The 7,957-nt window shown below is 42.5% G+C and carries 7 protein-coding genes; 6 read left to right on the top strand and 1 reads right to left on the bottom strand.

Going from position 1 to position 7,957, the window contains the following annotated elements:
- Positions 1-170 precede the first annotated feature (170 nt).
- The 5 genes from Q4519_RS11605 to Q4519_RS11625 all read left to right on the top strand — a co-directional run bounded on the left by Q4519_RS11605 (position 171) and on the right by Q4519_RS11625 (position 6,292).
- The gene (locus tag Q4519_RS11605) at positions 171-2,123 is read left to right on the top strand and encodes a bifunctional diguanylate cyclase/phosphodiesterase (protein WP_303512374.1); all 1,953 of its coding nucleotides are present in this window, start codon (positions 171-173) and stop codon (positions 2,121-2,123) included.
- Positions 2,124-2,343: 220 nt separating this feature from the next.
- The gene (gene metN, locus Q4519_RS11610; RefSeq protein ID WP_303512378.1) at positions 2,344-3,375 is read left to right on the top strand and encodes a methionine ABC transporter ATP-binding protein MetN; all 1,032 of its coding nucleotides are present in this window, start codon (positions 2,344-2,346) and stop codon (positions 3,373-3,375) included.
- 80 nt (positions 3,376-3,455) lie between these two features.
- Positions 3,456-4,109, top strand: coding sequence for a methionine ABC transporter permease (locus Q4519_RS11615; protein ID WP_232801984.1), 654 nt, complete (start codon positions 3,456-3,458; stop codon positions 4,107-4,109).
- An 11-nt stretch (positions 4,110-4,120) separates the two neighbouring features.
- Positions 4,121-4,963 carry a methionine ABC transporter substrate-binding lipoprotein MetQ gene (gene metQ, locus Q4519_RS11620; RefSeq protein WP_303512380.1) on the top strand — a complete coding sequence of 281 codons (843 nt, stop codon included), beginning with the start codon at positions 4,121-4,123 and terminating at the stop codon, positions 4,961-4,963.
- Positions 4,964-5,278: 315 nt separating this feature from the next.
- On the top strand, positions 5,279-6,292 hold the full coding sequence (locus tag Q4519_RS11625; RefSeq protein WP_303512383.1) for a DUF5924 family protein: 1,014 nt from the start codon (positions 5,279-5,281) through the stop codon (positions 6,290-6,292).
- A 119-nt stretch (positions 6,293-6,411) separates the two neighbouring features.
- On the opposite strand, the gene focA is transcribed toward Q4519_RS11625, so the two are convergent.
- A complete protein-coding gene (gene focA, locus Q4519_RS11630) occupies positions 6,412-7,263 on the bottom strand; it encodes a formate transporter FocA (protein WP_232801987.1) in 852 nt (283 codons plus the stop codon).
- A gap of 211 nt (positions 7,264-7,474) precedes the next feature.
- Between focA and Q4519_RS11635 the strand changes: the two genes are divergently transcribed.
- Positions 7,475-7,942, top strand: coding sequence for a transposase (locus Q4519_RS11635; protein WP_303512385.1), 468 nt, complete (start codon positions 7,475-7,477; stop codon positions 7,940-7,942).
- The last annotated feature ends 15 nt before the right edge of the window (positions 7,943-7,957 follow it).

A 7,957-nucleotide genomic window follows, 5' to 3' on the forward strand; every position in this document is an offset into this window, starting at 1 on the left:
TTTCAAGTTTTGCTGATTAATCTTGAAATTGGCATAAGCATTTTGCAAGCCGTGTTTTAGTTTTGTTCAATGATTTGTAAATGGTGTGATTATTAATATCTAACTCTGTATTCTAGTCGAGTTAAAGCGACATATGCTCACGATCTAAGTAGTAAGAGGTGTATCATTGCATGAATGTTAAACTAGATAGCCATCCAACTAGTATTAGCCGCTATTATTTGCTTGTGTCGTGCTTCCTTACGGTTTTAGTTGATACCTTAGTGTATTATTTTTTCCATAATGAAATCAGTGTGTTGAACTTAGTGATTTATTCACTTTTCTTTAATCTGCTGTTAGTCGTTTATTTTAACGTGAAAAGTTTAAACAGCACTATTACTCAACTGCACAATAGTAAAGTGCAGTTAGAGCGGGCAAATCGTCGTTTACATATTGATGTTGCGGCTTTGTCTGATCAGACACAAAAATATCAAACACTATTGAATAGTTTGCCTGACTTAGCTTGGGTAAAAGATACCAAAGGGCGTTTTCTAACAGTGAATGCTCAGTTTGAAAACGCATTTGGCATTAACTACGAAACGCTGATTGGGAAAACAGACTTTGATCTTTCCCATCCTGCGGATGCCAAACAATACCGCCAAGATGACCTGCAAGTAATGGAGACGGGGCAGCAACTTAGGCAAGAGTTTTTCGCTACAGCGGTGGATGGATCGCAATCTTGGATTGAGTTAATTAAAGTGCCGGTAGTGAAAGCAGGTAAAGTAGTTGGCACCGCGGGCACGGCAAGAGACATAAGTGAGCGCAAGAGAGCTCAAGAAAAGCTGGCACATTTGGCGCATTTTGATTCTTTAACGGGGTTGGCTAATCGTTATTCTCTAGAGCAAGACCTAACTAAATTACTGGCGTGTGAACCGTCGAGTTTACTGGTCGCTTTTCTTGATATGGACAATTTTAAATTAATCAATGACTCCATGGGACATGCCGCGGGAGACCAAGCGCTCATCGCAACCGCAAAGCGATTACGGCAAAGTGCCCCCGCAGATACACAAATTTATCGCCTAAGTGGTGATGAGTTTGTTCTAGTTGCTCAAGGCGTTGTTGGCAGCGAGCAAATTCAACGTTGGTCTACCGCCATCATGGAAAGTGTTTGTCAGCGTTGTGAAATTGACTCTTTTGAGTTTGACTTAGCGGTTACCATGGGCATTAGCCTTTATCCACAACATGGCATGGAATGCTGGGAGCTGGTAAAGAATGCTGATATTGCGATGTACCAAGCGAAGTTAGCGGGACGCAAGCGCTACCAACTGTTTTCCGAACAATTCGCCGGCCTCGCGCTACAACAAATTTCGATGGATAAACGATTACGTCAAGCAATTGAAGAAAAACAACTTTTTTTGCGCTATCAACCTATGGTCAATGGCTTAAATGGTACCATATTAGGAATGGAAGCCTTGATCCGTTGGCAAGACCCTGAGCGTGGTGAAATCAGCCCTGCTGGTTTTATTCCTTTTGCTGAGCAATCGGGCTTAATTTCTGATATTGGCAAATTTGTACTAGAGGAAGCCTTAGCGCAGCAGGCTCAATGGTTAGCATTAGGCCTATCCTGTGTTCCTATTTCTATTAATGTGTCTGGTTTACAGTTTCATCAACATGATCTTGTTAAAGATATTGCCATGCGACTTGGCAGTTCTAATGTTCCAGGATCATTGATTGAGCTGGAATTGACTGAAAGTATATTGATGAAGGATGAAGTAAAGCTGTATGAGACATTAAGTCAGCTACGTCAGCTTGGTTTGAGTTTGAGCGTGGATGACTTTGGTACTGGCTATTCCAATTTGGCCTACCTATCACGCTTCCCAATCAGTAAACTTAAAATTGACCGTTCGTTCGTTGACCATATTGATCAGAAACCCGATCAGCAGATTATTACGCGTGCCATTATAGAGTTGTCAAAAAATTTGGGTCTTAACGTAGTGGCTGAAGGCGTGGAGCGTAAACTCGAATTGGAGCAGGTTATCAGCTTAGGCTGTACTACCATTCAAGGCTACTATTTTGCCAAACCTTTACTTGCTGAAGAAGTGGCCGAGTTACTCACCCAAGAAGCGCCCTATATTAATGATTGTTAAGAGAGTGGTGCCTAGCATGGATTCACTTCGCCTATGCACCTGTCTCCCAATCACCTATCTGTTTAGTCTTAATTAATATATTGACTTAATTTTTTATAATTTTTAGCATCATGTCCCATTTATTTAGGTTATTATTAGGCCTAACAACCTGCTGGTTTAATTTTAACAGCGAATATCACTGCTTTTGCACTTAGTCTGTACTCGGGACATTACCAACACTATGATCCAACTGGAAAATATTAATAAGATATTTGGCAAGGGAGAACAACAAGTTGTCGCTCTTAATCATGTCAATCTTAACATTGAAGCGGGCCAAATTTTTGGTGTGATAGGGGCGTCAGGCGCGGGGAAAAGTACACTGATCCGCTGTGTTAACCTATTAGAGCGGCCTGATTCTGGCAAAGTCATTGTGGATGACACGGAATTAACCTCGCTAAACAAAACAGAATTAGGCCAAGCTCGTAGAAAAATCGGCATGATTTTTCAGCACTTCAACTTGTTGTCGTCACGCACAGTCGCCGAAAATATCGCCTTACCATTAGAGTTTGAACGTTATGAAGGGGCCAAAATCAAGCAGCGCGTCGCAGAGTTGTTAGCATTAGTTGGTTTAACCGATAAAGCGAATGTGTATCCAGCTCAACTAAGTGGTGGACAAAAACAGCGTGTTGCGATTGCGCGCGCATTGGCAACATCGCCTAAGGTATTGTTGTGTGATGAAGCGACATCGGCACTCGATCCTGAAACCACAAAGTCGATCTTGAATTTACTTAAAGACATTAACCATAAGCTGCAAATCACCATTTTGATGATCACCCATGAAATGGAAGTGATAAAAACGATTTGCGATCAAGTGGCTATTATTGATCGCGGCGAGCTAATTGAGAAAAATAGCGTGGCTGACTTTTTCTCACATCCGAAAACAGAATTAGCGAAACGCTTTATCGCGGCCACGATACATATTGAAATCCCCCATGACTACCAAATGCGCCTTGCTCCGTCTCCTCAACAGGGCTCATTTCCTTTAGTACGCCTTGGCTTTTCAGGGGCCAGTGTTGACGCGCCGTTGATTTCAGAACTTAGCCGTAAGTACCATGTTGATGTGAGTATCTTAAGTGCCAATATGGACTACGCTGGTGGCGTTAAATTTGGCTATATGCTCGCCGAGTTGTTTGGCGAATCTGAGCAAACAGATTTAGCCATTCAGTTTTTGCTTGAGCATCATATTAGCGTAGAGGTGCTGGGCTATGTCTAAAGCAGTCAGTTTATTTAGGCTATTTATCGGCCAAACGTCCATCTTCATTTTTTCCACTTATTATCTAGAGGTGCAGGCTAATGTCTGAAGCCATGATAGCGTTATTAACACAGGCCTTTGGCGAAACCCTAATGATGGTCGGGCTATCGGGCTTAATTAGTTGTGTATTTGGCATCCCGCTAGGCGTGTTATTACACAACACCAAAGCGGGAGAGCTGTGGGCGAATCCAACCCTTAACCATATTTTAGGTATTTCCGTAAATATTGGTCGCTCTGTACCTTTTATTATTTTGCTAGTGGCCATTATTCCACTTACTCGCATCATCGTTGGTAGCTCCATTGGCACCTTAGCCGCAACAGTACCTTTGACCATTGCCGCTATTCCCTTTGTGGCACGCTTAATTGAAGGGGCGCTAATGGAAGTGCCTTCAGGCTTAGTTGAAGCAGCCAATGCGATGGGCGCTACGCCATTACAAATTATTTGCAAAGTCTGCTTGCCAGAGGCCTTGCCGGGTATTATCAATAGCATTACCATCACTTTGGTTACCTTAGTGAACTACTCTGCCATGGCTGGCGCAGTGGGCGGTGGGGGGTTAGGTGATGTTGGTATCCGTTACGGCTTTCACCGTTTTGAGCCGCAAATACTCATTATTACTGTCATTGTGCTTATTGCATTAGTGCAGGTAATACAAATGCTAGGTGATTACCTAGTGAATAAAGTCGACCATAGATAATGGAAATCAAAATGAAGCTAACGTTAAAACACTGGTTTGGCTCGTCTGCTGTGGCAGCCGCGTTATTATTAACAGGTTGTGGTGATAAAGCCGTGACTGAGCAAGCGCCTGCAGAGGCGCCTGTCGCACAAGTACAAACCCTAAAAGTCGGTGCGATTGCGGGTTCTGAAGCGCAATTAGTCGAAGAAGCGAAAAGAGTTGCACTAGAGAAATTTAATCTCAATGTTGAAGTGGTCACTTTTACCGATTACGTGACGCCTAATATTGCCTTATCTGACGGCAGTATTGATGCCAATGCATTTCAGCACCAACCCTACCTAGACACCATGATCAAAGATCGTGGTTTCAAGCTAGCCAATGTTGCTAATACCTTTGTTTACCCGATCGCAGGCTACTCTAAAACCGTCAAAAATGTCAGTGAGCTTGAAGAGGGGGCTAAAATAGCAGTTCCTAATGACCCAACTAACCAAGGCCGATCGCTTATATTGTTAGCAAAGCAAGGTTTGTTCACCTTAAAGGCAGATGCAGGTTTAAATGCCAGTATTATGGATATTGTTGACAACCCGAAAAACTTCGAGCTAATTGAATTAGAAGCGGCACAACTTCCTCGTTCATTAGATGATGTATCGTTAGCGGTCATTAATACCACTTATGCTTCATCAATTGACTTATTACCGACACGTGATGGCTTGTTTGTTGAAGATAAAGATTCACCTTATGTGAACATTATTGCAACGCGTGAAGATAACAAGAACGATGAAAGAGTTGTGCAATTTATTCAAGCATTCCAGTCTGAAGTGGTTTACAACAAGGCTCAAGAATTGTTTCAAGGTAGTGTTGTAAAAGGTTGGTAAGACATAGCTTGCTATGTAAGTTGAAACCTTAGTAAACCATCGTTATAAGACCTATTGATTAGTTGGTTTTTATAGCGGTGGTTTTTAGCTTTATACCGCCAGTAATATCAACAGCTGAGCGATTAGCTTTAACCTTATGGCTGGAGGCGTTAAGGTTACTCTCGTGGTAAAGGTTGCTCCCAATATTCATATTTTTTGTAGTTTCACACTGGCTTTTCAGTCGATTATTAACTTACGATGGGGTTAAAATCAGTAATATTATAAATTATTTACAGAGAAAACGAGCATACACCATGCGAATGGATTGTTTACTTAATGAATGAGTTTAAAAACCTGATCATAAAATTATTTTATTTTATGAAAAAGAAACCGGGCCTTCTTGCCGTGTTGGCTTTTTGTTCAGGTGTGGCGAGTTATGTATTAGTTGAACGTAAAGAATCTCTCGCTCAATTGATGGCTATATTTTTGCTGCTCAGTTGGCTCTGGTTACTTATTGATAATTGGGCAAGAGATCGACTGGAGCGCCGTTTCGGTGTGACATTATCTCCTAACATTATGCGCTTCGCATTACAAATGGTGCATCAGGAAAGCTTGTTTTTTGCATTACCCTTTTTTCTCGCTGTCACTCAATGGGACCATCCCCAGGCCATTTTTACTTCCTTGATTGTTTTTTGCGCCTTCATTTCATTGGTCGATCCACTTTATTATAAAAAACTTGCCTTGAACCGCACGCTCTTCTCTATTTTTCATAGCTTTGCTTTATTTGTCGTATTACTAGTAACATTGCCCGTTTTATTTCATCTAACGACCAGTCAAAGCTTATCAACCGCATTATTAGTTACCATTGTTGTAACTATACCAAGCATAGGTATTTTTATGGCAAATGGTCACTGGTGGCGATTTCCTTTTATTATTTCATTGCTCTGTATATTGAGCTTGGTCGTTTGGATGTTACCTAGTTTTATCCCTCCTGCAGCCTTACGTTTAACAGCTATCACTTTATCTCATGAACTTGATCTCGAACAAAAAAAACCAGGGGATAGTATTAAAGAGTTAGATGCCGCAGCACTTCACCGCCTAGGGCTATACAGTTGGACCGCTGTTAAAGCTCCACGTGGCTTAAATGAAAAAATTTACCATGTTTGGTTACACAACCAGAAAGAAGTTGACCGTATTATATTGAATATTAGCGGTGGACGAAGTGAAGGGTATCGCGCCTGGACCCATAAAATGAACTTTCCAAGTAACGCGGAAGGTAGCTGGCAAGTTAAAGTGGAAACAGAGTCAGGGCAGCTGATTGGTTTAACTCGATTTACCGTTTTACCCTAAGGCTAGACTTGCGCGATAAAAGTAAGCGAACGAACGCAAATTAGTTTACCTAGTTAATTAAGCGTTCGTTGCTTGGGTATGACAAAGTAAGTTTTCTCACTTATAGCAAGTTGGTCGAGTTACACTTTAGGTTTTAAATGGATAATCCAGTAAGTCATCCCCACCAATAATCCGCCGAGTATGTTACCGATAGTGACCGGAATAAGGTTATGTAACACAAACTGCTTTAACGTTAAGTCAGCGTATAATGCGGGCTCTAGTCCAACATTTTGCCAAAAGGCAGCGTCGGCAAAAGTGTGAACCATTATCCCCATTGGCACCATAAACATATTCGCAATACTGTGTTCAAACCCTGTGGCTACAAACATAGCAACGGGTAACAGCATCACTACTACTTTGTCGGTGGCACTGCGACAAGAAAACGTCATCCAAGTGGCTAAGCAGACCAGCAAGTTACACAGTAATCCTAGCGCAACCGCTTGGGTAAAATCATGATGGAGTTTGTGCTGGGCAATATTCATTGCATTCACCCCCCATGCGCCGTTTGCCACTAAGTGAAGTTTGGCAAACCAAACCAACAGTACAAAAAAAGCCGCGCCAATTAAGTTGCCAACATAAACAGTGGCCCAATTTTTTAATAACTGTGAGCTGCTAATGCGACCACTGGCTCTGGCGATGGTAGTGAGTACTGACGAAGTAAATAAATCTCCGCCGCAAATTACCACTAAAATAAGCCCTAAACTAAACGCTAAGCCACCCACTAAATGAGAAATACCGTAGGCCATGTCAGCTGTGCCGATGGTCACCGTGGTGTAAAAAACAAAGGCGATGGAAATAAATACACCGGCAGAAATCGCCAGCACTAAAGATTGAAAGGGGTTTTTCGTTGCTTTATAGATCCCAACTTCTTCGGCTTTTTTCGCCATTTCAGTCGGCATTAGTGAATCAAACGGATTTTTTTGTGTTTCCAAAGTTCAGGCTCAGCTACAAGTGAATGAAAAAGGCCGACAGATTAACAAAAAAAGTGTGATCAGGATTGATAAATATCAGGAATATGAAAAATATCAGTAACAGTGAGGGAAAACCTGCTGCTTTCGTTCTTCACTATAGCGAGGCACAATTAAGTCCTAACGGCCAACTGGTTAGAATTGAAGTAGTGACAACAATCCTTCCAGAAGGGGAATGCTTGAAGCCATCAATCAACATTCATGCTTAAGCCTGCCCAATCACCTGCCGCCAAAATGGGTGGTGGATTGTCGCGCCGTGGGGGAAGGATTACCGACGCTGAAGTATCTCTCGCGCTACTTGTATCGCGGCGTGCTGCCAGACAAAGACATCATTAACATCACCAAGGATAACGTCACGTTTCGTTATCGCGATGGACAAACCAACCACTGGAAGCAGCGCACACTGCCAACACTGAAGTTCTTGATGTTAATGTTGCAACACGTGCTGCCCAAGGGGTTACAACGCGCACGCGATTACGGCTTTTTACGCGGTAACGCCAAAGCCATTTTGCACCAAATACAATGTTTGCTACTGCCGTTGTTGCAACAGCTACTGGGAATAGCGCCACCGAGCAAACCCACGCGCACTTGCCCGTGTTGCCAGCACAGCATGCAATGCATTGGCATCAGCCGACCGAGGTAGTTCAATCACATCAGG

Source organism: Motilimonas sp. 1_MG-2023, from assembly GCF_030547455.1.
Taxonomy (GTDB): Bacteria; Pseudomonadota; Gammaproteobacteria; order Enterobacterales; family CBDFNC01; genus Motilimonas.